The sequence below is a fragment of the Halorhabdus tiamatea SARL4B genome (assembly GCF_000470655.1).
Taxonomy (GTDB): Archaea; Halobacteriota; Halobacteria; order Halobacteriales; family Haloarculaceae; genus Halorhabdus; species Halorhabdus tiamatea.
Genome location: NC_021921.1, coordinates 1,908,258 through 1,930,518, shown reverse-complemented (window position 1 = coordinate 1,930,518; position 22,261 = coordinate 1,908,258). Strand labels below are relative to the sequence as shown.

Here is a 22,261-nt window from a genome sequence, read left to right as displayed (position 1 = left end):
GACTCGCTCAGGACTCACCGGGGCCGGGAGCCGGGACGCCGTCCGCGCCCGGGCCGTCCGGCCCGTCCAGATCGTACTCCTCGCGTAGCTCCCGGATACGATCGCGGATGTCCGCCGCGAGTTCGAACTCCAGGTTGTCCGCCGCCTCACCCATGCGCTCCTCCAGCTCTTCGATCAGCCGGGCCGCGGCCTCCTCGTCCGCGGGATCGGCCGTCGCCGACCCGCCCGTCTCGGTCTTGCTTCCCGGCAGGTTCGTCTCACCGATGGCCTTCTCGATGGTGGTGGGTTCGTGACCGTGTTCGGCGTTGTACTCCCGCTGGATCCGCCGCCGCCGCTTCGTTTCTGCGATGGCCGACTCCATCGCATCGCTGGGATCGTCGGCGTAGAGGACGACCTTGCCGTTGACGTTCCGGGCGGCCCGACCCATCGTCTGGACCAGCGTCGTCTCGCTCCGGAGGAATCCCTCCTGGTCGGCGTCGAGGATGGCGACGAGACTCACTTCCGGGATGTCAAGGCCCTCACGGAGGAGGTTGATCCCGACGAGCACGTCGAACTCCCCGGCTCGCAATCCCCGGACGAGTTCGTGGCGCTCCAGGGTGTCGGTCTCGTCGTGCATGTACTCGACGGCGACGCCCGCCTCCTCGAGGTACTCGGTGAGGTCCTCGGCCATACGCTTGGTCAGGGTCGTCACCAGCGCCCGCTCGTCGTCGGGCAGGGAATCGAGGCGATCCATCAGGTCGTCGACCTGCGATTCGGCGGGGCTGACCTCGATCTCGGGATCGACGAGATAGGTCGGACGGACGATCTGCTCGACCACCTGATCACTCTGCTCGCGCTCGTAGTCGCCCGGCGTCGCCGAGACGTACAGCGTCTGGTCCGTTTTCTCCTCGAACTCCTCGAAGGTCAGCGGGCGGTTGTCGTAGGCCGTCGGGAGGCGAAAGCCGTTCTCGACCAGCGAGTCCTTCCGGGACTTATCGCCCGCGTACTGCCCGCGGATCTGTGGGATCGTCTGGTGGGACTCGTCGACGACCGTCAGGAAGTCCTCGGGGAAGTAATCCAGCAGTGTGTAGGGGGCTTCGCCCGACTCTCGATCGGAGAGGTGGACGGAGTAGTTCTCGATGCCAGAGCAGTAGCCGGTCTCCGCTAACATCTCCAGGTCGAAGGTCGTCCGCTCCTCGATGCGCTGGGCGGCCACGAGGTCGCCCTGGCGCTCGAAGTAGTCGACGCGTCGGTCCATCAATTCCTCGATTTCCGCGATGGCATCTTCCAGGCGCTGCTCGGGGATCGAGTAGTGCTCGGCGGGGTGGATCAGCGCGGCAGGCTCCTCGCTCTTGAGTTCGCCCTCCAGGGGGTCGAGCTTCGAGATGCGGTCGATCTCCTCGCCCCAGAACTCCACCCGGAGCGCGTAACGGCCGTACATCGGGTAGATCTCGACGGTGTCCCCGCGAACGCGGAAGGTGCCGTGGGTGAAGTCGACGTCGTTGCGCTCGTAGTTCAGATCGACGAGCCGGCCCAGTAACTCGTCGCGGTCGATCTCCTGGCCGACTTCGAGGCGGAGGGACATGTCGACGTAGTTGGCGGGGTCACCGAGCCCGTAGATTGCCGAGACGCTGGCGACCACGATCACGTCCTCGCGAGTTAGGAGGGATCGCGTTGCAGAGTGCCGAAGGCGGTCGATCTCGTCGTTGATCGAGGCGTCCTTCTCGATGTACTTGTCGGTCTGTTCGACGTAGGCCTCGGGCTGGTAGTAGTCGTAGTAGGAGACGAAGTACTCGACGGCGTTGTCGGGGAACAGCTCCCGAAACTCCTCGTAGAGCTGGGCGGCGAGGGTCTTGTTGTGGGCGATGACCAGCGTCGGCTGCTGGATCTCTTCGAGCACCCACGAGACGGTGTTGGTCTTGCCTGACCCCGTCACTCCGAGGAGGGTCTGTTCGTCCATGCCCGAGCGATAGCCCTCGGCGAGTTGCGCGATGGCGTCGGGCTGGTCGCCCGCGGGATCGAACGGCGCGTCGACACGGAACTCGCTCTCGGCGTCGGGGCGGTCGGGCGAAAGGGGGCCGCCGGTGTCGCTCATCGTGTCTGTCGTAGTCGCTTGAGACACTTGATGGCCTCGCTCGATTCAGCTGGTAGCTCGTCTCTTCGTTACTGGGTGTAAAAGCAACGTAACTAAAATATTCTGAACAATATTTTGGTTAGCGAACAGCTGTAGGGATAGATTTACGTTCAGTTTTCGATGCGACTACGGCTAATCCAGATCGAGCATTCACTCGTCGAGAAACCCGTCGACGCCGTCGAGTTCGAGGACGTATTCGGGACCGAACGCCGTCGCTGGCGTCTGGTAGCCAGTGATGTCGGCACCCGCCTCGATCCGTTCGAGGGCCGTCGTCGCCGCATCGACCGTCAGCGCATACGTTTCGGGCGTCTCGAGTCGTGACGTGACGGTCGTCTCGCCGTCGGTCGCCTCTCCCCAGAGTCTGACCCGTTCACGTTCTCTCGCGTCCGCGGATGGTCCGCTCACGAGCGCACGCACGAGTGCCTGCAACCCGTTCTTGACGCCAGGGACGGCCAGCAGCGGTGTGACGTAGCCACTCGCTCTCAGTAGGTGCTCGGTGTACTCCGGCGCGCTCAGATACACCTCGACGTTCTCGATGCCGGTCGTGTAGTAGGCCGTCGAGACGTCGCCCATCGGCGCGCTGACGGCGTGTTCTGGCCCGCTTCCGAAGTCGATCGTTCGGGTCTTCGCTCCCGGTGCTTCCGGCCGTAGTCGCCCGTCCCGCCGACCCATGCCGCCCGCCCCGGCCTGTTCGAGGGCGGTCGCCAGTGTCCCGCCGGAGACCGACCCCGGCGTGTCGATCCCGAGACGGAGGTGTGTCCCAGTCGGCAGTCTGTCGTGGAGGTGGGCGGCCAGACAGTCCGTCGGGACGACGTCGAAGCCCACGCCCGGGAGGAGACAGACGTCGGCGTCTTCGGCCTCCCGGTCGCGTTCGACCAGTGATTCGAAGACGGCGATCTCCCCTGTGATGTCGAGGTAGTGCGTTCCAGTCGCCAGACAGGCCTCGGCCATCGCCTCGGCCGTCTCGACGAATGGGCCCGCGCAGTTGAGGACCACGTCGACGCCGTCGAGATGGCGTTCGGCCTCCTCGACGGGAAACACGCGGGCGTCGACGCCGAGCTGGATCGCGAGCCCGCGCGTCTTCGTCCCGTTGCGCCCGGCGAGGACGACGTCGAGATCGCGGTCGGCTGCCTCCCGGGCGACGAGTTCGCCCGAGTAGCCGTACGCGCCGTAGATGAGGACGGCCATACGCCGATATCGGCTCCAGATGACAAAAGTGTCCGTACCGGTTTCCGCCGACCGGGGACGAACGAACGGTTTTCGGATGGCGAACTGTGGTCTTCTCGTCGTCTACTCAACGGACTGGATCTGGGTTGACGCCCACTGATACTGCCGGCTGTAACAGACTGACGGAATTCGCCACCCCGGTGTGGCGAATATCGTTACGAACTTACAGCCGGCAGTATGACTCCCGGGACCGTGGCCGTATCGTGAGGATGACAACGCATAAACTGTTGTGGTGAATAACAACGGACATGGGCGGCGGTGAAGATGCACAGGTGCTCGTCGATGTCACCAAGGATTTCGGTGATCGGTACGCGGAGATCACCGCGTACGAGGTGCCGGAATCCGAGCGCTATCCAGAACAGTAACGCAATCGAACGGGGCGAGTCAGGAAGCCCTAGAAGTTCCGTTTGCAGTAGAAGATCGCGAGGCCACTCAACAGCGCAAAGATGCCCAGACCGACGGCATTAAGCGTAGAGACGACGTACAGCGCCGAGTTCGGATCGATCACGAACAGGTACGGAATGGTGAGCAACAGGAAGAAAAGCGAGAACGCGAAGATATAGAAGAACTGCATGCGTCGATCACAGATTTCCACCATGAACATCGACGGCTCGTCGCTCATGCCGGAGTCCCCCACTCGCGCTCATTCTGACGGGGTCGCATATCTAACACCTCCCGGCGTCGAGTGAAAAAGTGTTTCCTTTGCTCTGAATGTGCCACACGGAGAAAGACGAAGAAAGAGTACGACAATCATCCATCAGTCTGAAACGTACTTCAGCGAGGGACTGTCGGCGAAACCCGCTAACGTCGGGAATCACGAACGAGGCATTGGCGTTGGGACGTTCGGCCGGCATCGCGTCGCCGCATAGTTTCGTTAGCACAGTATCGGACCGAAATTATAATGGAAAGCTTTATTAATGTCTGATGGAGAATAACGTATCATGCGGAGACCCAAGAATCCGCTGGATGAACTGTCCAGGCGACAATACGTTCAGGCGATCGTCGCGGCCAGCGTCGCGGGGGCTGCTGGCTGTACGGGCGACGGGGACGACACGACTGAACCATCGGGGAATGGTGACGAGAACGGAACCGGGAACGGTGACGAAAACGGGACCGGGAACGGGACCGAGAACGGCGGGGGCCAACAGCCGGTCACCGACGAGTTCACGGTCGTCGACAACAACGTTCCCGAGCAGGCCGACATGTCCACCTGGCAAACGGGGGACCGTTCTACCGGGAAAAACTGGATGACGGAGCTCTCCTCGGCCCGCACCCAGGGGCTCAACATCATCATCGATGGCCACACCTACTCGATGCCCCACGTCGACGGCGTCGAGGAGGTCTCCATCCCGGCGTTTATCACGGACTATACGGCGGAGCCGCCGTATGACATGTACAACACCTACAATCAGGACATGTACTACTGGGACGAGGAGACGCCCATCGACGCCGAGGCACGAGTCGAGCACGACTACGTGTACTACGGCTACGACGGGCTGATCTTCAACGCGGACGAGTCGTTCAAGTCCGAGGCCGTCGAGCAGTACCGCCATCACTTCTGGTACGAAGATGGCACGCGGCGCCTGACGCCGCGCAACTCCAACGCGCCCAGCGGCGAGTCCGAGTTGCCGGACAACGGCACCAACGCCTACGTCATGGAGACCGATACGGTCGAGGGCATCGCCCAGACCGAGGCCATGCCGGAACACCCGGGGTACACGACACCGTACGCCGAGCGATACGCGGACGCGGCCAACACCGACGAGACGACCACCATCACCGACGACCTCAACGGCGACCGCATCTCCATGCCGCGGTTAGCCAACGAGGGCTGGGGCGGTGGCCCGTACAAGCTCGAATCCGGGGACGACGTCTCCGGGACCGACGCCCTGTTGCACCTCCGTGATAACCACCCCAACAACCACATCGATGTCCCCAAGCTCCGCATCCGGTTTGCGACCGAGGACCGTGCACAGGTCATGCGGGCACGTGGTCTGGTCGACCTCGAGAACGGCGTCCTACCGATGGACACGGGGAACGTCAACCGGAACGCCGTTCCGGACTACACCCAGGAGATCGCCCGGTGGCTCCAGATCGGTGGGGACAACCTGATCTTCAACTTCAACAACAAACACCTCGGTCGCCTGTGGGTCCGGCGTGCAGCAGTCGCCGCGATCGACTGGAACCAGGTCGGGGCCAACGGCTGGGGGCCCGAAGTCTCGGAAGCCAACCCCCACCACATCGGCGTACTCGAGTCCGTCGCCGAAGGGAACTTCTCCCAGGACTTCCTCGATCAGATGTACACCTACCCGATCGAGGCCGACCAGGAACTCGCCGCCGAATGGATGCGCAAGGCGGGCTACGAGAAGCAGGGCGGTTCGTGGGTCGGTCCGGACGGCGACAGCCCGGACTGGGATCTGACGTTCAACTCCGGCGAGGCCGCCTGGATCGGCGGCGTCCAGACCGTGATGGCGAACTTAGAGGACTTCGGTCTTGGCGTGACGCTGGACGGCAACGCCTGGGACACCTACACCTCGCGACTCGAGCCGCCGGACTACGACTACGACATCGGGCTGCAGTGGGCGAACTTCCAGACGATCACTGGCGCCTACAACGACAACGGCGCGTGGTGGTCGAACCCGATGCTCTCGGGCAGTCCAAACACGTCCCCGTACTTCGAGCTGGGAGACGACGACGAGGTCGACGGTCTGGGGCGGCCGGTCGAGAACGTCCCGCTCCCCTCGGAAGTCGGCTCGATCGAGGCCCCGGAGGGTGCCTACAAGGTGCCCGACAGCATCCCGGGCGGTGCGGAGACCTACGACATGCTGGACGTCACCGAGGGCCTTCGTGAGCCGGGGGTCAGTATCGATCAGGTCCGCGAGCGCGCACGAGTCCCGGCGAGGTACTTCAACTACTACCTCCCGAACTTCGTGTTCCACTCGTACTACAACGGCGTCTACGGCAACGTCAAGGACTTCAACTTCCCGCCGGCGGACCACGAAATCTGGGGCTCGACCAAGGAATACGGCTCGCGCAACTACAGCGTCATCGCCGGCATGCCCCAGCTCAAGTACGACGAGAGCTACCCCGACCCGCCCGCGGATCACCGCTCGTAGACGCACGCGCCTGAACGACAGGTCGTCGCGGCCGACGGTAATCGGCTGATTTCGAACGCGGTTTTTTCGTCTCAGTTCCTCTAAGTTCGACCCCCGAGCCACGGCGATACTCGAATCGCGTACAGCAGACAGACAGCGCCCACCAGCCACGAACACCGGACCACCGCGAGAAGATCGATCAGCGCTGGTCGAGTGCGTCGGCGGCGGCCTCCCGGACGAACGCGGCGTCGTCCGATCGGAGGCCCTCGAGTCGGTCCCAGAGACCGGCGACGGCATCGGGATCGCGCTCTGCCGCGAGTGCGAGCAGCGACGCGGCGCTCGCCCGGACAGCCGGGTCGTCGTCTTCGAGTAGTGGCGCGATCCGGTCGACGGATTCGAAGGCGGCCCCAGCGACGTCGTCCGGGGCTGCGGGACTGACTGCTGTAAGGGCCTGAGACGCGCTGGCCCGGACCATCGCGGCGTCGTCGTCGAGGCAAGTGGCGATCTGCTCGGTGTACTCGGTGAGCGGTTCGGGATCGTCCTCCGCAAGCGCGACGAGGACATCGAGGGCCACGACGCGAATCTGCGGGTCCGGGTCATCGAGCAACTCAAGGAGGTCGTCGACGGTTGGTCGGACGGCGTCCGGGTCACCCCTCGCGACCTCGTAGATCGCGTGGCCGGCAGCCTGTCGAGTGTCACGGATGCGTTTGCGGCCTTCGTCGGCCATGTCGTCGACGCGAGAACCCGAGTCGGGTGCCCGCCGACGGACCGTCGCGTCGATCGGAACGTCGATGTCCTCGCTCGAAAGCAAGACATCGAGGAGACGGTCGGTCGCCGGCAGGACGGCCTCGGGATGGGCAGTCGAGACGACCGCGAGAAACTGGACGGCGTGAGCACGGACGTGGTCGGCGTCGGCATCGAGAAACGCCAGGACATCGTCGACGAAGTCCGTACACGCGGCGGGATCGGTCCGGGCGGCCGCGAGGAGTCCCTCCAGCGCGTTCCACCGCACGATCGAGTACGAATCAGTGAGACACTCGGCGAGGGCGTCGGCTGCTTCGAGCACCGCGTCCCCCGACAGCGAGTTCGCGTAGAGCGCACTCGCGCCGGCCCGCACTTCGCGGTCAGGGTCCGATAAGAGTTCCGCGAACCGGTCCACGCGATCGGTGAGCAACGACGGATCCCGACCCCCGAGGATCGCTAGCCCGTCGAGGCCGTTGCGACGGAGCGTCGGGTCGTCGGCCGAGAGCAGTTCGTCGAACGCCGGGGCGTCGTCAGGGTCCGGATCCGCACGGGCCTCCCGTAGCAACGCTGTCGCCCGCTCGCGTGGATCATCGGTCATCACTACCGAGTTGGGACGGCCACCCGAAAAACGGTGTCGCTCGTATCGTCGCATCGAGGATCTCCGCCAGGAAACGTACGTCATATAACTCAGAGTGGTTTAATATTTGGTACGAATTGGACACAGTAAAAGGGATTCGATGACGGAAAATATAATAGGACGAATTCACCATATACGTCCATAGTATGGGTTACTACATCAATCGTATCGCACAGGCGGTTATCACGTTGATCGCCGGAACATTTGTGACGTACGCGCTGTACCGGATAATGCCCGGGAGTCCACTGGACTCGATTATCGCGTCACTGGTTCAACAGCGAACGGGACAGGGGCAGCCGCCGGACCCACAGAAGATTGCCCGGCAGGCGGAACAGATGACGGGGATCAATCCCGACTCGGGGGTTATCGAGGGCTTCATTGGGTACATCTCCGATATCGTCCTCCATCAGGACTTCGGGCAATCCATCTATTACAACACGGACGTCTTCGACATCCTCTTTCGGGCGATGCCGTGGTCTGTGTTCATCAGCGTCTACGGCCTCCTGCTCGGGTACACGGCGACCATTGTCATCGGGGCTGTTATGGCGTGGTACGAGGGGACCAGGATCGACTCGGGGCTGGTCGCCTACGTGCTGACGATGAACTCCATTCCGTACTACGTCATCGCCGTCGTCATGCTCGTGTTCCTCGGCTACCAGTGGGAACTGCTCCCGACTGGTGGGCGCTACCCGTCGGACGCGACGCCGGGGTTCAACATCAAGTTCATGGTAGGGTTGTTACAACACGGGGCGATGCCAATCCTCTCTAGTTTCGTGGTCGGGTTCGCGTCCGGATCGCTCAACATGCGGGGGAACGCGGTCCGGATCATGGGGTCGGACTTCATCCGGTCGGCGAAGATCCGGGGGATCAGCGTCAACCGGATCCTCTCGCGGTATCTCACGCGGAACGCGATCCTGCCGATCTACACCGGCATGATGCTGGGGATCGCGCGACTGTTCAGTTCGAACGTCATCACCGAACAGATCTTCCAGTACATCGGGCTCGGGTACTACACGTTCGAGGCCCTGACCAACCAGGACTACCCACTGATGATGGGGGCGTTCCTGTTTTTCACCTTCATCACGATCCTCGGGATCCTGTTCGCCGACCTGACCTACGGACTGATCGACCCGCGCGCTGGAACCGGGGCAACACGGGAGAGCTTCTAACATGACTGATACAGACTCTGAACTGCGAACGGACGGTGGCACGGCCGAGGAGATGATCTTCGGAACCGGCGAAGACGTCGAAGCGGCCCAGGTATCGACGCGTGAACGACTCACGCGGTTCGTCGACCGGTATATCCTCGCCCCGCTCCGGATCGGATGGAGCGACTGGCGGACCCGCGTCGGTGGGCTCGGGTTGCTGTTTTACATCTTCATGGGGACTGGCGGCGTCGTGATAGTCGAGGAACCAGAACTCAACGAGGGACCGCGGTACCTCGGCGCGTTCATCGAGTGGGGTGTCCCCTTCGGGACTGACAACCTCGGCCGCTCGATCTTCGAACAGATCGTCCACGCCACGCCAGCGATGCTCAAGATGGCCTCGGCCGGCGCGCTCACGACAGTCGGCCTCGGCGTCCTCGTCGGTTTCGTCGGCGGGTACAAGGGCGGCCTGGTCGATCGGGTCATGATGACGCTGACCGACATTCAGGCCGTCCTACCGGGACTGCCGCTGATCATCGTGCTGTCGGGGATCTTCGCGGATTACATGAAAAGTCCCTGGGCCGTCGGGATCGTCCTCGCGATCGACACGTGGCCGGGGCTTGCGCGTGCACTGCGGTCGCAGGTGTTGACCCTCCGGGAAGAAGACTACATCGAAGCGGGGCGGTCACTGGGGCTGTCCTCGGCGACGCTGATCAGACAGGATCTGGTGCCGAAACTCGCGCCGTACATCCTGGTCAACATGGCCGGTGCGGCCACGCAGGTCATCAAGGCGTCGGTCGCGCTGTATTTCCTGGGCGTGTTGCCGTTCTCGACGCTCAACTGGGGCGTGATGATGAACAACGCCTACACCACCGGCAACGCGATTTCCCAGCTCGGCCACGCCGGCCACTGGCTGTTCTTCCCGGCACTGTTCCTCTCGGGACTGACGTTCGTACTCGTGTTGTTCGCCCAGGGACTCGACCGGGTGTTCAACCCGCGGCTGCGTGCTCGCCACGCACAGACCACCCCCGACGAGGAGAGCGAGCCGCAGGCGAGCGGTGAGGTGATGTGAGTGACTACCACGACACCGTTCGAGTCGGCCCAGGACGTACCGGAGACGAGAAACGCGAGTTGGAGGTGCTAAGTATGGCAACCGAAGGATCGACGCAGTACGGACGGCAAGCATCGGCCGAGGATATCATCCTCGAAGTCGAGGACGCGACGGTACGCTTCGACCTCGACCGCGGACAGTCGACGGTGCTGGATCACGCCAGCCTCGACATCCGCCGCAACGAGATCATCGGCATCGTCGGCGAGTCCGGTTCCGGGAAGTCGATGTTCGCCGCGTCGCTGCTCGACGTCGTCGAGGAGCCGGGGCTGTTGACCGGCGAGATCACCTACTACCCGGAGAACCCCGCGAACCTCCCCCAGGGGATCACGACTGACGCCGACGGCGCGGTCCGGATCCTCGACCTGAACAAAGAACAGAAGCGCCGGTACCGATGGGAGGAAGCCGCGATGGTCTTCCAGGGTGCGATGAGTTCGTTCAACCCCACGATGAAGATCGGGGCCCACTTCAAGGAGACCATCCGCGCGCACAACGCCGACCTAGACGAGCGGATGACCCACGCCCGGGATCTCTTCGACGCGTTGCACCTCGATGCGGATCGGGTGCTTGGCTCGTACCCACACGAACTCTCGGGCGGGATGAAACAGCGGGCGCTGATCGCACTCAGTCTCGTCCTCGAACCGGAGATGCTGGTGATGGACGAGCCAACGGCAGCCCTCGACATGTTGATGCAGCGCTCGATCATCGCGATGCTCCGAGAACTGCAAGAGGAGTTCGACCTGACGATCCTGTTTATTACCCACGACTTGCCGCTGGTGGCCGGGCTGGCCGACCGACTCGCCGTGCTGTACGCCTTCGAGTTCGTCGAGGTCGGGACGGCGTATAAGATCCTCAAGAACGCGTCTCACCCCTACACCAGGGCACTGCTCAGATCGCTGCCGAGCATCGACTCGGTCGTCGAGGAGATGCAGCCGATCGAGGGGTCGGCACCCGACCCGGTGAGTATCCCGTCGGGGTGTCGGTATCACCCGCGGTGTCCGATCGCCGACGAGCAGTGTACAGTCGAGGATCCCGAGCTGATGGACGTCGAAGACGAGCAGATGGCTGCGTGCTTCTATCCGGAAGAGGCACGCGAGACGATCACGTATACGCTTCATTCAGGCGTCCTCGAGGAGGACATGTAATATGAGTGAAACAGAATCCGACGAACCACTACTCGCACTGGAAGACGTCGAGGTACACTTCAAACCCGGTGGCATCATCGAGAAAGCGCTCTCGGATGAAGTCGTTCGGGCCGTCGACGGCATCTCCCTCGAGATCGAGGAAGACGACATCGTCGCGCTCGTCGGCGAGAGCGGCTGTGGGAAGACCACGCTCGGGAAAGCTGCCGTCGGGCTCCAGCGACCGACCGGCGGGTCGATCAAGTACTACGGGCAGGACATCTGGGACGCGAAGGATCGGTCGAGCGACGTGAAAATTTCCAAAGACCGGATCCAGCAGGCGCTCCAGATCATCCACCAGGACCCGGGAAGTGCGCTCAACTCCTCGCGGCGGGTCCGCGCGTCGCTGGCCGACCCACTCAAGAAGTGGCGCAAGGAACTCGGTCCCGACGAGCGACTCGAGACGATCTATCACTACCTCGAGTACGTCGGGATGACACCCGTCGAGGACTACGCAGAACGGTTCCCGCATCAGCTCTCCGGTGGCGAACAACAGCGGGTCGTCCTCGGGCGGGCGCTGTTGACCAACCCCGACCTGGTGCTGGCCGACGAGGCGGTCTCGGCCCTGGACGTCTCCTTGCGCGTCGAGATGATGGACCTGCTGCTCGAACTCCAGGACATGTTCGGGACCTCCTTCGTGTTCGTCTCCCACGACCTGGCGAACGCGCGCTATCTCACCAAGAAGTCCGACGGCCGCATCGCCGTGATGTACCTCGGCGACATCGTCGAGATCGGCGATCCCGACGAACTCATCTCTGATCCGACCCACCCCTACACCAAAGTGTTGCGGTGGTCGACGCCGCCGGCCGACCCGGACGTCGCCAGCGAGACCATGCACATGCAGCCACCGGTCCGGCGGATCGACATTCCCGACCCGGCCGACCCGCCGGAGGGCTGTAAGTTCCACACCCGGTGTGAGCACGCTCGTGAAGTGTGCAAACACGAGGAACCGGACGTCTACGACGCCGACGGAACCAAAGCGAAGTGTTTCCGGGCACTAGACAACCACGAGTACTGGCAGAGCGAGGAACTCACCGACCGCGAGGAACTCGGCTTCTCCTCGAGCCTCGAAGAGAAACGAACGGCGGACGACTGAAGGCCGCCCCGGTCGTTTTTTGTCCCGTGTTTTGTGGACGAAAAAACAGATTTATAGCCGTCGAGTGGCCTCCTAGACGATATGGCACAACAGGCTGGCGACCGGACGCTATCGGTGCTTTCCGAGGAGTCCCAGCGGATCGACGGCCGGGACGCACGTTCGATGAACCTGACGGCCGCCCAGGCGATGGGTGAGGCCGTCCGGACGACGCTTGGCCCGAGAGGGATGGACAAGATGCTCGTCGACTCGACGGGCGACACCGTCGTCACGAACGACGGCGTCACCATCTTAGACGAGATGGAGGTCGAGCATCCGGCAGCCAACATGGTCGTCGAGGTCGCCCAGAGCCAGGAACAGGAGGTCGGCGACGGCACAACTTCGGCCGTGATCTTCACGGGTGCGTTGCTCGAGGCAGCCGAGGACTTACTCGAGCGTGACGTACACCCGACGACGATCGCCGCCGGGTTCGAGCAGGCGGGCGAGCATGTCCCGGACATCCTCGACGCGAGCGCGATCGATCTCGACGTCGACGACGTCGAAACCCTCGAGGCAATCGCGTCGACAGCGATGACCGGCAAGGGGTCCGAATCGGAGAAAGAACACCTGACGACACTGGTCGTCGACGCGATCCAAACGGCAGTCCGGGACGACGGGACAGTCGAGCGGGACGCGGTGTCGATCACGTCGTTCCCGGGCGGGAACCTCGCCGACTCCCGGCTGGTCGAGGGCGTCACGATAGACAAGAATCCGGCCCACGACGCGATGCCGACGGACTTCGAGGACGCCGACGTCCTCGTCTACGAGGGAGAAATCGAGGTGCCGGAACTCGAAACGTCGACCGAGACCAGGGTCTCGGACTTCGAGGAGGTCACCGAGTACCTCGACCAGGAGCAGGCGGCCATCCAGGAGGACGTCGAGGCCGTTCTCGAGGCCGGGGCGGACGTCCTAGTCACCGAAGGCGGGATCGACGATCCGGCCCAGGAATTGCTCGCCGAAGCTGACGTCATGGCACTGCGACGGGTCGACGACGAGGACCGGCGGCGACTCGCCGAGGCGACCGGCGCGAATCGTGTGTCGGACCTCGAAGCCGCCACGACCGACGATCTGGGACAGGTCGGGAGCGTCGACTGCGAGCGGATCCGGATGCCGCTGTGGCGTGGGTCGGCCCGTGCCGAACGAATCACTGCCTTCACCGGCGTCGAACGCGTCGCTGGGACGATCGTCCTACGTGGCGGGACCGAACACGTCGTCGACGAGGTCGAACGGGCACTCGAGGACAGTCTCGACGTGCTCGCGGCGGCCATCGAGGACAACGAGATCCTGCCTGGCGCAGGGGCCGTCGAGACCGAACTCGCTCTGGCACTCGAGGACGCCGCCGACGGGATCGGCGGGCGCGAGCAACTCGCCGTCGAGGCCTTCGCCGAGGCCATGGACGTCTCGCCGCGGACGCTCGCGGAGAACGCCGGCCACTCGCCGATCGACGCACTCGTCGACCTCCGTGCGCGCCATCACGACGGCGAGCGGACGGTCGGCATCGACGCCGAGACTGGCGACCTCATCGACGCTGCCGGCGACGGCATCGTCGAACCCCGGCGCGTGAAGGAAACGGCGATCGACGCCGCGATCGAGGCGGCACGGACGATCCTCCGGATCGACGACGTCGTCTCCGCCGGCGACCTCTCGACGGCCGGAGACGACGGGGCCGGAATGTAGGACTCACAAGCAGAATTCGGGGCCGCGCGATCCGCTCGCCCACGGGTGATCTCTGGGGTGAGCGAGACTCCACAAGATTCAAATAGCCGATTCCGCATTCTATTAATTATGGTGGAGATTCGCGCAGTCAATTCGGCCAGAGAGGACGCAAGCGGCGTTCAGATGGTATTGCTGGCCGTCTGGTACTGGATGGCCAGCCACATCGCGCTCACAGTCGCCATCTTCGGCGCGCTGATGATGGTAATCGGAGCGACGGTCCTGCAGGGAGTGAACAACGTTTTCGCCGGGATGTTCGGCGTCTGGGGGTTTTCGTTTATCCTCCTCGGGCTGTTTTTCGACATCGTCCTCCGACTCATCGCCGCCTGGCAGAAACGACAGGCGTCGAGTTCGATCTGACAGTTCTGCCGACAGTTTCGTTTTCTCGTCGCGGACCAACGATTTGACAGCGTTTCGTCTGCCGGACAGCCACCACGCTTAACTCGGTCGTTTTCGTACGCCGAATGGTATGAGCGGTTTTCCGGGACCGACCGAGCAGTACCGACGGACCCGCCGCCTCGAGGAGGGCTGGCGATTTCACCAGGGCGAGGCCGACGGAGCGGCCGACCCCGAGTTCGACGACGACGGGTGGCAATCGGTCGAGATTCCACACGACTGGAGCATCGAGGGGCCGTTCGACCCGGAGCACCCGGCCGGGAGTGCAGGGGCGTTCTTGCCTGGTGGCGTCGGGTGGTACCGTCGCTCGCTCCCGACCGACGTCGACGGGGGGAAGGTGTACCTCCGTTTCGACGGCGTCTATCGCGACAGCGACGTCTACCTCGGCGGCGACCACGTCGGCAACCGGCCCAACGGCTATACGAGTTTCAACGACGACGTCAGCCAGGCCGAGGGCGGCGAAACGCTCGCCGTCCGGGTCGACAATACCGACCTGCCGAACTGCCGGTGGTATTCCGGCTCGGGCATCTACCGACACGTCCACCTGATCGAGACGTCGCCGCTCCACGTGGTTCCGTGGGGCACAGACGTCCGCACGCCGGCCGTGACGGGCCGTCGTGCCAGGGTTGACGTCCACACCGAGGTAGCCAACGACGCCGAGGAGGCGGCCGTGTGCACGCTCTCGACGGCGGTCTACGATCCATCGGGCGAAGTCGTCGCCGAGACCGCGACCGAGCGGCGACTCGACGCCGGCGAGAAAGGGACTTTCGACCAGGAACTCGTCGTCACGGATCCCGAACTGTGGTCGCCGGCGACGCCCGAGCGCTATCACGTCCGGAGCGTCGTCCACCGGCGCGACCCGGACGAGACGGGGGCGGCGACGGGCGAACCGGTCGACGACTACGTGACGCCGTTTGGCATCCGGACGGTCACGTTCTCGGCCGACGAGGGGGTGTTGCTCAACGGCGACTCGTTGACCCTGAAAGGCGTCAACCTCCATCACAGTGCGGGCGCACTCGGGGCCGCCGTGCCCGAGCGCGCGCTCGAGCGTCGTCTGGAGACGCTCGCCGAGATGGGCGTCAACGCCATCCGGACCGCCCACAACCCGCCCCAGCCCGAACTCCTGGCTCTCTGTGACCGGATGGGCTTTCTGGTCATCGACGAGGCCTTCGACAAGTGGCGTCACGAGAAGACGGAGCAATTCTTCGACGAGTGGTGGCGTGAGGATCTCGCGGCGATGATCCGCCGCGACCGCAACCACCCCTCAGTGATCGCCTGGAGCGTCGGCAACGAGAGCTACGACCACGGCGACGAGGGGATGCTCGACGACCTCGAGATGCTGGTCGAGGCAGCCAACGACCTCGACCCCACGCGGCCGGCGACCTACGGTAGCCCGGCGTGGGGGGATGGCCACGAGGGAATCCTCGAGAACGCCGAGGCCGTCGCCGAGCGGGTCGATCTCTTCTCGGGCAACTACATGGAACACCACTACGACGAACTCCGCGAGCGGGGCGTCGACATCCCGATCGTCGGCTCGGAGTGTCGCCCCTTCTTCCGGGGGTCGGGCGACGATCCGCTCGCGTTCGTCCCGCGGAATCCGTGGTTCGACGTCGCCGAGCGGGCGGACGTCGCCGGCCAGTTCATCTGGGCCGGCTTCGACTACCTGGGGGAAGCCCGCGAGTGGCCGAGCAAGGGCTGGCCGACCGGGTTGATCGACACCTGCGGCGTCCCCAAGCCGCCGGCTGCCTTCCATCGGAGCGTCTGGAGCGACGAGCCGATGGTCGAGATCGCGGCGTTCGATCCCGACCGCGAGCGCGCGCCGGCCCGCCCGGCCTGGTCGTGGCCGGCCCTCTCGGCGCACTGGACGTTCCCCGATCGGGAAGACTCCCGCGGGTTCGTCCACGTCGTGACGTTCACCAACGCCGAACGCGTCACGCTCTATCAGAACGACGAGACAATCGGCGTCCAGCATCTCGCGGACAACCCCGACCACATGATCGAGTGGTACGTCCCCTACGAGCCGGGGACGCTTCGGGCCGTCGCAGAGACCGACGGCGAGGTCGTCGCGACCCACGAGCTCGAAACGGCGGGTGAGCCCGCCCGGGTCGACCTCGATCCCGACCGCGAAGCCATCACGGCCGACGGCCAGGATCTGGTGTACGTCGACGCGCGGATCGTCGACGACGACGGCGTCGTCGTCCCACGAGCCGACCACGAGATTGAATTCTCCGTCAGCGGCGCTGGCGATCTCGCCGGCATCGACAACGGCGATCTGGCGAGCGACGAGTCCTACACCGGCTCCCGGCGATCTGCCTCCCACGGGACTGCGCTGGCGATCGTCCAGGCCGACCGTGAATCCGGCGAGGTGACGATCACGGCCGACGTCGACGAACTCGAAAACGACGAGGTGACCGTCCCGGTCCGTCCTCCGGAGTGAGGCGACCATCTCGGTCCGCCCCCTCGTGAAGGAGACCACCACGATCCGCTCCCCCTGACGAGTGATTCCGTTCCCCGGTTCGATCGGGATTCGTCCGGTCCATGTACATCGATTGCATGGTATTGTGAAGATCGCAAAATATAATTGCGCTGTAGCTGCTAGGGGAAGGTACGATGTCAATACTCGACGACGACGACAGAGCGGAAGTTTCAGAACTTCTCGAAGACTTGGACGAGCCGATCGACGTCCACGTCTTCACCCAGGACGAGTGTGAGTACTGCGAAGAGACGGTCGCACTGATCGAGGACGTCGCTGACCTCAGTGACGCGATCGAGATGGCGGTCCACGACATGGACGATCCGCTGGCGGCCGAACTCGGCGCGGACCACTACGACGGCGGTCCGGTCACGGTCATCACGCGTGACGACATCGACGGTGTCCGGTACTTCGGGATTCCGTCGGGCCAGGAGTTCAGTTCGTTCCTTCAGGACATGATCACGGTCTCGACCGGCGAGCCCGACATCGACGAGAGCGTGCTCGAAGAGGTCGCCGAAATCGACGAGCCGGTCGACATTACCGTCTTCGTCACGCCGACGTGCCCGCACTGTCCGGGTGCGGTCCAGACCGCCCACAACTTCGCCGTGGCCAACGAGAACGTCACGGCCAACGCGGTCGAGTCCCAGGAGTTCATGGAACTCTCACAGGAATTCGGCGTCCGCGGCGTCCCCCAGATCAACGTCAACGGGACCGACGGCGAGTTCACGGGTGCGCTGCCGCCCCAGCAGTTCCTCCAGCAGGTCAAGCAGGCACTGTAAGGCGACTCCAGGAGCGTCGCCCAGCCGATCGAACCCCTTAATTCTCCGGACGGCCTACCGACGAGTGGCAGCGGGAGCCCGGCTCCCGTGCCCGGGACGTGCGTTTCGGCTTCGCCGGAGCGGATCAACGGGCATGAGGAAAGTCCCCCCACCGTCCGGGCAGGCGACCGGGCACAAGCCCGGGGCGGGAGACCGCCGGCACTGGAACAGAAACGAGACCACTCGCCCCGACCGATGAGGTGTGCGACCCCGAAGTGAGAAAGTGCGGTCGATCCCCGCCGCAAGGCGGCCGATCGAGCGGGCGAACAAACGACGGAAAGCTAACCCACCGAGGGCGCGTCGCTACGTGGGGCCCGACGGGACCCACGCCCACGACGAACTGGGCGCGCCATCCGGCGCGTCGACGGGCGAGAACGGATGGAACGGCGAATCCTCGCCGGTGCAAGTCCGCGTGACTGGTAGTCCGGACACGACGCGGACGCGTAGCCGAATGCCGACAACAGAAGGGGGCTTACTCCCCGCAGCCATCGTTTCCACGCCGTGAGTGACGACACTGATACTGCCGGCTGTACGTTCGTACCGATATTCGCCACACCGGGGTGGCGAATTCCGTCAGTCTGTTACAGCCGGCAGTATGACTCGGGAAAATCGCTGCCGTGACCCACTCGCTTATCCGGGAGCCGCCGCAATCGGCTCGTATGCCCGCAACCCTCGAAGTCGCCTGTGAGAACGACGACTGCGAACTCGACATGTTCGAACTCCACTACACCTACGAGATGCCCGACGACGTCACTGTCTCCGATTTCCAGTGCCCCTACTGCGGCGAGACGGAGTCGCTCCGCGAGATCGACGTCTGACGGCGAAATCGAGCCGTCGTCGGAAACCTATAGCTCCTTGATCGCCGCCGCGATCGCGTCGTAGTCCGGGAATTCGGGCCACTCGCTCGCTGCCCAGGCGTACTCGATGGTCCGATCCGCCTCGATGAGGAACACGGCCGGGCGTGCCTCGCTGACACCTGCCATCCCGTCGAGATCGTGGACGACGCCGTAGGACTCGGCGACGCCGTTCTGTGGGTCGCTGAACAGCCGATAGGGCAGGGCCGCCTCCGCGATGAAGTCCTTGTGCTCGTAGGGCGAAGAGATCGAGAGCCCGACGACGGTCAGGTCGCCCTCGCGCCCCCACCCGCGGTCGTCGATCTCGTTCCAGACGTACGTCGCCGGGAAACTCCCGTCCATCGGGAAGCACACGAGGAGGACGGGACCCTCTGCCGTGAGATCCGACAGCGCGACGTCCTCCCAGTACTCGTCGTTGACCAGCGGGCGCTCGAAGTCCGGCGCTGTCTCGCCGGGCTGGGGGTGATCGGCCGGTTCGAGGTCGACGACGTCGAATGGCAGCTCCATCTTCAGGCCTCCCCGTAGGTTCGATCGAGGTACTGGACGATACGCTCGCTCTCACTCATCGTCACGCCGGTTCGGTCGTCGACGATGACCGGAACCCCGCGCTGACCGCTGACGCGCTTGACGGCGTTACGTTTGGAGTGCAACGGCTCGACGAAGCGTGAGTGATAGTCGAGGTCGTACTCGGAGAGTTTCCGCGCAACGCGCTCACAGAACGGGCAGGCCTGGAGTCGATACAGCGTGATGGGCGCGTCGTCCGTCTCGGACGCGTCGGGTGTGGGGTCGCTCATGGCTGTCTGTGGCCCCTTGGAACGAACGACGGGTAAGCACTGTGTTGGCTGCAGTTTTCGAGGACACTATGCACAGACACGAGGCCAAACCGTCATGTAGCTCCCGCCCGGACTCGGGCTATGGACGTACTTGTTATCGGCGGCACGGGCGTCATCTCGACCGGCATCACGCGACAACTCGTCGACGCGGGCCACGGCGTGACGATCTTCAACCGTGGGGAGACTGACATCGAAATCCCCGAGACCGTCTCGGAGATCCACGGTGATCGCTTCGATCACGACGCGTTCGAATCGGCGGTCGCAGACGTCGACGTCGACGTCGTCGTCGACATGATGTGCTTCGGCCTCGAGGACGCCGAGAGCGACATTCGCGCCTTCGGCGGGGACATCGAGCAGTTCATCTTCACCAGCACGGTCGACGTCTATCACCGACCGCCCGAACGAAACCCGGTGACTGAAGACGCTACCCGCGAACCGCCGGTCAGCGACTACGCCGAGGGCAAGGCCGCCGCGGAGGATCGCTTCCGTGAGGCCGAACGTGAGGGTGCCTTCGACGTGACGATCATCCGCCCGTGGAGTACCTACGGCGAGGGCGGGGCCATCTTCCACACCTTCGGCGGTGACACCTACTATCTCGAGCGCATCCGCCAGGGCAAGCCGATCGTCGTCCACGGTGACGGCACCTCACTGTGGGGCTCGTGTCACCGTGACGACGTCGCTCGGGCGTACGTCAACGCCGTCGGCAACGAGGTCGCCTACGGCGAGACCTACCACGTCACCAGCGAGGAGGTCATCACCTGGAACCAGTATCACCGCCGGGTCGCAGCCGCGCTCGACGCGCCGGAACCCGATCTCGTCCACATCCCGACGGACGTCCTCCGCGAGGTTGCACCGGATCGCACGGAGATGCTCCGGGACCACTTCCAGTACAGCACGGTCTTCGACAACGGCAAAGCAAGGCGGGATCTGGACTTCGAATACACCGTTTCCTTCGAAGACGGCGTCGAACGGACCGTCGAATGGCTCGACGACCACGACGAGATTGAAGTCGGGGAAGGCGACGCCTTCGAGGATGAACTCGTCGCCGCCTGGCGGGAGTCGACTGACGAGTTCGTCGCCGACTTCGAGTGAGTCGCGCGGGTGAGGTCGTACGGTACCGTCTCCCAACGCGTCTCCGAGTCCCGAACCCTATAAATAGCTGTCTATCATTATTACTCATCACTGATGGATTCGAACACGCTGGATCTCTCTCCACCGCACCAGAACACACTGACCGCACTCGTCAACGAGTATTCGAAGTCGGACTCGCCGGTCAAAAGTGCCCGAATCGCCGAGCAGGTCAACCGGACAGAAGGGTCAGTCAAAAATCAGATGCGAAAGCTGTCAGCGTTGGGTCTGGTCGACAGCGTGCCCGGACCACGCGGCGGGTACGAACCGACGGAGACAGCCTTTCACGCGCTCGAACGCGACCAGGACGCCGACGGCGAGAAGGTTGTCGTCGCCCAGAACTACGACCGCGTCGACGTCACCGTCGACGAGATCACGCTCACGAACGTCCACCACCCGACCGACTGCCGCGCTCGGGTCCACTTTCAGGACATCCTCGAGGAGATCGAGATCGGCGACGCTCTCGCCGTCGGGCCGACGCCGGAGTTCGACCTCGTCGTCGTCGGCGAAGTCGCCGAGATCCTCGGCACCGGTGACGAAGTGATCCTTGAAATCGGCAAGATGGAAGCGCCCTTCACCGACGACGCCCTGTGATTCGGCGGCGATCATCCGCCAAGAGCTGTCGGTGATGCGCCACCAGCATCGGCCCAGAGCTTCTCAGAGGGCTTTCGAACAAACGCGATTCTCAGCCCTCGGCGACGCCCCACTGGATGTTCGCCCAGAGTCGCTCCCAGACGTAATAGAGGGCGGTCTTTCCGACCGCGGCCGTGAGCCCGATCTTCGCCGAGGAGCCGAGCTGGCCGGTGTAGACGAAGGCAACGAGAAACACCAGCGACGTGGCGAACAACCGGTAGGACGCCGCCTTCACGATCGAACGCCGATGTTTGTCCATCTCTCACCTCCGATTCGTGTGCCGGTCCGGGGAGCAGTATCCGGGCGACGGGGCAACCAGCCAAACGGGTGTTGCATATGTAGGGGACCCTGTGGACGCCGCCCACAAAAATCTAATTACATCTAATTAGAGTTGCCGTGTCCGGTGAGGGAGCCACTATCGGGGTCGATACTCGGAACCGGCGTAGAGACGCGCTCGCTACGCGGATGCAACGCCCCATTGACGAGTTGCGGGACAAGCGCACGCTGCTACAGGCACAGCAGGACCAGAAAGAGGAACTCCCGAACGAATCACGCCGCCGGGGTCGCCACGAGCGCTCTCTCGATGTCGTCGCCGATCTCCTCGATCAGCGCCGGGACGGCCGCCTCGACAGCGTCGGTCATCCCCTCGCCGTACGCGAATAATATATGGCACTCCGGCCGTCGTCCATTGACAGCGGCTTTCAAACTACCTTTGTCGAAGCCACAATCACGGTTCGGCTAGCACGGAAAGCATCGAATCGGCACCGGGGGTGCTTCTCGCCGGTGTCGTACTCCCAGATGATGTCGGGATCGTCGGTCGGGCCGTCAACTTCCGGGATTTGAGGCGGTGTTGACGGCGTCCCGCCCGGCCATACCCCAGCTGTGTTCGACCGGACCGAACGGCGGCGGCTGCTCACCACCCAGCAACGGAATCCGGTCGAGACAGCCAGCCACACCGGTGCCTGCGCCGGCGAGGCCGCTCGCCAGGAATGCGCGGCGCGTGGGTGGGTTCGAATGTGTCATGGCAATAC

The 22,261-nt window shown here is 64.0% G+C and carries 21 protein-coding genes and 1 other RNA gene; 14 read left to right on the top strand and 8 right to left on the bottom strand.

Annotated elements, in window-relative coordinates; genetic code table 11:
* Window positions 1-7 precede the first annotated feature (7 nt).
* The 3 genes from uvrB to HTIA_RS09420 form a co-directional block, all read right to left on the bottom strand.
* Window positions 8-2,074 (bottom strand): excinuclease ABC subunit UvrB, encoded by a 2,067-nt coding sequence (gene uvrB / locus HTIA_RS09430; protein WP_008526438.1) that lies wholly within the window; start codon window positions 2,072-2,074, stop codon window positions 8-10.
* A 189-nt stretch (window positions 2,075-2,263) separates the two neighbouring features.
* Window positions 2,264-3,301 (bottom strand): saccharopine dehydrogenase family protein, encoded by a 1,038-nt coding sequence (locus HTIA_RS09425; protein ID WP_008526437.1) that lies wholly within the window; start codon window positions 3,299-3,301, stop codon window positions 2,264-2,266.
* Between the two features lie 433 nt (window positions 3,302-3,734).
* Window positions 3,735-3,962 (bottom strand): hypothetical protein, encoded by a 228-nt coding sequence (locus HTIA_RS09420; RefSeq protein WP_008526435.1) that lies wholly within the window; start codon window positions 3,960-3,962, stop codon window positions 3,735-3,737.
* A gap of 319 nt (window positions 3,963-4,281) precedes the next feature.
* Between HTIA_RS09420 and HTIA_RS09415 the strand changes: the two genes are divergently transcribed.
* Window positions 4,282-6,456, top strand: a complete 2,175-nt coding sequence (locus HTIA_RS09415) for a periplasmic substrate-binding domain-containing protein (RefSeq protein WP_008526434.1) — start codon at window positions 4,282-4,284, stop codon at window positions 6,454-6,456.
* A 178-nt stretch (window positions 6,457-6,634) separates the two neighbouring features.
* On the opposite strand, the gene HTIA_RS09410 is transcribed toward HTIA_RS09415, so the two are convergent.
* On the bottom strand, window positions 6,635-7,777 hold the full coding sequence (locus tag HTIA_RS09410; protein ID WP_008526433.1) for a hypothetical protein: 1,143 nt from the start codon (window positions 7,775-7,777) through the stop codon (window positions 6,635-6,637).
* Window positions 7,778-7,962: 185 nt separating this feature from the next.
* On the opposite strand from HTIA_RS09410, the gene HTIA_RS09405 reads away from it, so the two are divergent.
* From HTIA_RS09405 to HTIA_RS16845, 10 genes are all read left to right on the top strand, one after another.
* Window positions 7,963-8,985 carry an ABC transporter permease gene (locus tag HTIA_RS09405; protein ID WP_008526432.1) on the top strand — a complete coding sequence of 341 codons (1,023 nt, stop codon included), beginning with the start codon at window positions 7,963-7,965 and terminating at the stop codon, window positions 8,983-8,985.
* 1 nt (window position 8,986) lies between these two features.
* The gene (locus HTIA_RS09400) at window positions 8,987-10,033 is read left to right on the top strand and encodes an ABC transporter permease (protein WP_008526431.1); all 1,047 of its coding nucleotides are present in this window, start codon (window positions 8,987-8,989) and stop codon (window positions 10,031-10,033) included.
* 74 nt (window positions 10,034-10,107) lie between these two features.
* Window positions 10,108-11,214, top strand: a complete 1,107-nt coding sequence (locus HTIA_RS09395) for an ABC transporter ATP-binding protein (protein WP_020936284.1) — start codon at window positions 10,108-10,110, stop codon at window positions 11,212-11,214.
* A gap of 1 nt (window position 11,215) precedes the next feature.
* On the top strand, window positions 11,216-12,346 hold the full coding sequence (locus tag HTIA_RS09390) for an ABC transporter ATP-binding protein (RefSeq protein WP_008526427.1): 1,131 nt from the start codon (window positions 11,216-11,218) through the stop codon (window positions 12,344-12,346).
* An 81-nt stretch (window positions 12,347-12,427) separates the two neighbouring features.
* Window positions 12,428-14,059, top strand: a complete 1,632-nt coding sequence (gene thsA, locus HTIA_RS09385) for a thermosome subunit alpha (protein WP_020936283.1) — start codon at window positions 12,428-12,430, stop codon at window positions 14,057-14,059.
* Between the two features lie 108 nt (window positions 14,060-14,167).
* The gene (locus HTIA_RS09380) at window positions 14,168-14,455 is read left to right on the top strand and encodes a hypothetical protein (protein WP_008526425.1); all 288 of its coding nucleotides are present in this window, start codon (window positions 14,168-14,170) and stop codon (window positions 14,453-14,455) included.
* Window positions 14,456-14,564: 109 nt separating this feature from the next.
* Complete coding sequence (locus HTIA_RS09375; RefSeq protein ID WP_020936282.1) at window positions 14,565-16,928, top strand: glycoside hydrolase family 2 TIM barrel-domain containing protein; 2,364 nt, start codon at window positions 14,565-14,567, stop codon at window positions 16,926-16,928.
* Between the two features lie 173 nt (window positions 16,929-17,101).
* A complete protein-coding gene (gene pdo / locus HTIA_RS09370) occupies window positions 17,102-17,743 on the top strand; it encodes a protein disulfide oxidoreductase (protein ID WP_008526423.1) in 642 nt (213 codons plus the stop codon).
* A 66-nt stretch (window positions 17,744-17,809) separates the two neighbouring features.
* Window positions 17,810-18,269, top strand: an RNA gene (gene rnpB / locus HTIA_RS15515) — RNase P RNA component.
* Between the two features lie 172 nt (window positions 18,270-18,441).
* On the top strand, window positions 18,442-18,600 hold the full coding sequence (locus HTIA_RS16845; protein ID WP_008526422.1) for a DUF7559 family protein: 159 nt from the start codon (window positions 18,442-18,444) through the stop codon (window positions 18,598-18,600).
* A gap of 27 nt (window positions 18,601-18,627) precedes the next feature.
* On the opposite strand, the gene HTIA_RS09365 is transcribed toward HTIA_RS16845, so the two are convergent.
* Window positions 18,628-19,143, bottom strand: coding sequence for a redoxin domain-containing protein (locus tag HTIA_RS09365; RefSeq protein ID WP_008526421.1), 516 nt, complete (start codon window positions 19,141-19,143; stop codon window positions 18,628-18,630).
* Window positions 19,144-19,145: 2 nt separating this feature from the next.
* Complete coding sequence (locus HTIA_RS09360; RefSeq protein WP_008526420.1) at window positions 19,146-19,430, bottom strand: glutaredoxin family protein; 285 nt, start codon at window positions 19,428-19,430, stop codon at window positions 19,146-19,148.
* A gap of 120 nt (window positions 19,431-19,550) precedes the next feature.
* Here HTIA_RS09360 and HTIA_RS09355 point away from each other — a divergent pair, with 120 nt between their 5' ends.
* Together HTIA_RS09355 and HTIA_RS09350 are read left to right on the top strand one after the other, a co-directional pair.
* The gene (locus tag HTIA_RS09355; protein WP_008526419.1) at window positions 19,551-20,561 is read left to right on the top strand and encodes an NAD-dependent epimerase/dehydratase family protein; all 1,011 of its coding nucleotides are present in this window, start codon (window positions 19,551-19,553) and stop codon (window positions 20,559-20,561) included.
* Between the two features lie 93 nt (window positions 20,562-20,654).
* The gene (locus tag HTIA_RS09350; RefSeq protein WP_008526417.1) at window positions 20,655-21,191 is read left to right on the top strand and encodes an Rrf2 family transcriptional regulator; all 537 of its coding nucleotides are present in this window, start codon (window positions 20,655-20,657) and stop codon (window positions 21,189-21,191) included.
* Window positions 21,192-21,282: 91 nt separating this feature from the next.
* On the opposite strand, the gene HTIA_RS09345 is transcribed toward HTIA_RS09350, so the two are convergent.
* On the bottom strand, window positions 21,283-21,489 hold the full coding sequence (locus HTIA_RS09345) for a DUF2061 domain-containing protein (RefSeq protein ID WP_008526415.1): 207 nt from the start codon (window positions 21,487-21,489) through the stop codon (window positions 21,283-21,285).
* Between the two features lie 206 nt (window positions 21,490-21,695).
* On the opposite strand from HTIA_RS09345, the gene HTIA_RS16840 reads away from it, so the two are divergent.
* Entirely contained in the window at window positions 21,696-21,893 is a 198-nt protein-coding gene (locus tag HTIA_RS16840; RefSeq protein ID WP_021029556.1) for a hypothetical protein, read from the top strand.
* Between the two features lie 162 nt (window positions 21,894-22,055).
* Here the strand turns inward: HTIA_RS16840 and HTIA_RS16375 are convergent, their stop codons facing one another.
* Window positions 22,056-22,253, bottom strand: coding sequence for a hypothetical protein (locus tag HTIA_RS16375; RefSeq protein ID WP_021029557.1), 198 nt, complete (start codon window positions 22,251-22,253; stop codon window positions 22,056-22,058).
* Window positions 22,254-22,261: the final 8 nt, after the last annotated feature.